We start from the raw sequence: 1,950 nt of genomic DNA, 5'->3' as shown, positions 1-1,950 counted from the left end.
ATCTTCCACAGCGGGATCATTGCCGGGAAGTTGAACGGCGTGATGCCGGCGACGACGCCGAGCGGCTGGCGCATCGAATAGACGTCGATGCCGGGGCCGGCGCCGTCGGTGAATTCACCCTTCATCATGTGTGGCGCGCCGATGCAGACTTCGACCACTTCGAGGCCGCGCTGGATGTCGCCCTTGGCGTCGGCGATCGTCTTGCCGTGCTCGCGCGCCAGGATGTCGGCCAGTTCGTCATAGTCGCGGGCGACCAGTTCGAGAAACTTCATCAGCACGCGCACGCGACGCTGCGGGTTGGTTGCGGCCCATTTCGGCTGCGCAGCCTTGGCGTTCTCCACCGCAGCGCGCAGTTCCGCCTGTGATGCCAGCGCCACCGTGCCGCGCACGGAGCCGTCCATCGGCTGCATGACATCCTGCTTGCGGCCGCTGGTCCCGGCGACGTGCTTGCCGCCGATGAAATGACCATAGTCGATCATGATTTCTCTCCCTTGTTTGTGATGCTGCATTGTCCGCCTTTGGCCGGCGGATGGCAACGCGACGGAGAACGCAACCGTTGTGCGGAAAGTAGATAGCGGTTGACGGACGAGCATCAATTCTCGCAAATGCGAGACCCCGTCTGATAGCAGCAGGGATTGAGAGATTGAGTTTCCACCACAGGACGCGGCGTCAGCGATTGTCATCTGGACCATCCCCATGAACTGGGATGACGTCCGCATCTTCCTTGCCGTGGCGCGTGCCGGCCAGATCCTTGGCGCCGCCAAACGGCTGGAGCTCAACCACGCCACCGTCTCACGCCGCATCGCCGCACTCGAGGATGCGCTTCGGACAAAGCTGTTTCGCCGGCTGACCACCGGCAGCGAGCTGACTCCCGCCGGCGAGCGCTTCCTCGACATTGCCGAGCGCATGGAGGGCGACATGATCGCCGCGCGCTCGACCATATCAGGCGAAGGCGACGATGTTTCCGGCACGGTGCGCATCGGCGCCCCGGACGGTTTTGGCGTTGCCTTCCTGGCCAAACGCCTTGGCGCGCTGACCGCCCTGCACCGCGAACTGACGATCCAGCTTGTGCCGGTGCCGCGCTCCTTCTCCCTGTCGCGCCGCGAGGCGGACATCGCCATCACTGTCGAGCGGCCGACCGAAGGCCGGCTGGTGGCGGGAAAGCTGGTCGACTATTCGCTCGGCCTGTTTGCCTCGCGCGCTTATGTCGATGCCAATGGTCTGCCCAAAACAGCGGCCGAACTCGGCCAGCACACCCTTATCGGCTATGTGCCGGATCTCATTGTCAGCCCTTCGCTCGACTACGCGGCCGAATTCAGCGCGGACTGGCGCACCAGTTTCGCCATCTCCTCGGCGCTCGGCCAGGCCGAAGCAGTGCGCTCGGGCGCCGGCATCGGCATCCTGCACACCTTCGTCGCCCGCTCGATGCCGGAACTCGTGCCGGTCGATGTCGTGGCACCCATCCGCCGCGCCTACTGGCTGGTCTATCACGAATCGGTCAGGCCACTGCGCCGCGTCCAGATCGTCGCCAGCTTCATCACCAAGATGGTGGAGCGGGAGCGGAACCTGTTCGTCTGAGGCATGTCGCCCAAAACTGATCTCGGTTTTGGGCGAACGACATGCATAAACTAAGACGCTAAAGCGCATCGCATGAATCCGATCAAACGCGATACGCTTTGGCCGTGCCGCCTTTTCCTTGCCACAAAACCGGCCAGTGTGGCATCAGGCGTGCGGTCGCCGGCCACGGGCAGGTCGCCGGGTGGGGAACCTTTCAGAAAGCTGGCGCGGATAGACATGCGAGCCGTTCTTGCCATCCTGCCGCTGCTTTTCGTTTCCGCTTGCGCCAATCCGTGGACGAAGGTCCCGGAGGCCGAACTGCCCAAACCGATCCGCTACGCCATGGCGCGGCCTTCGCCTTTCGTCTTCGGCAATTATTGCGGCCCCGGCACC

The 1,950-nt window shown here is 63.8% G+C and carries 2 protein-coding genes; one reads left to right on the top strand and one right to left on the bottom strand.

From position 1 onward, the window contains the following. Positions 1–479: aldehyde dehydrogenase family protein (locus tag EN994_RS29120; RefSeq protein ID WP_127308040.1), on the bottom strand; the 479-nt coding region annotated here is incomplete at its 3' end. A 217-nt stretch (positions 480–696) separates the two neighbouring features. Here EN994_RS29120 and EN994_RS29115 point away from each other — a divergent pair. Continuing rightward, on the top strand, positions 697–1,578 hold the full coding sequence (locus EN994_RS29115) for a LysR family transcriptional regulator (RefSeq protein ID WP_013529085.1): 882 nt from the start codon (positions 697–699) through the stop codon (positions 1,576–1,578). Positions 1,579–1,950 lie beyond the last annotated feature (372 nt).

Source organism: Mesorhizobium sp. M7A.F.Ca.CA.002.09.1.1 (assembly GCF_003998555.1).
Taxonomy (GTDB): Bacteria; Pseudomonadota; Alphaproteobacteria; order Rhizobiales; family Rhizobiaceae; genus Mesorhizobium; species Mesorhizobium ciceri.
Note: the sequence above shows the minus strand (reverse complement) of the source record. Positions and strands in the feature narration are given on the sequence as shown.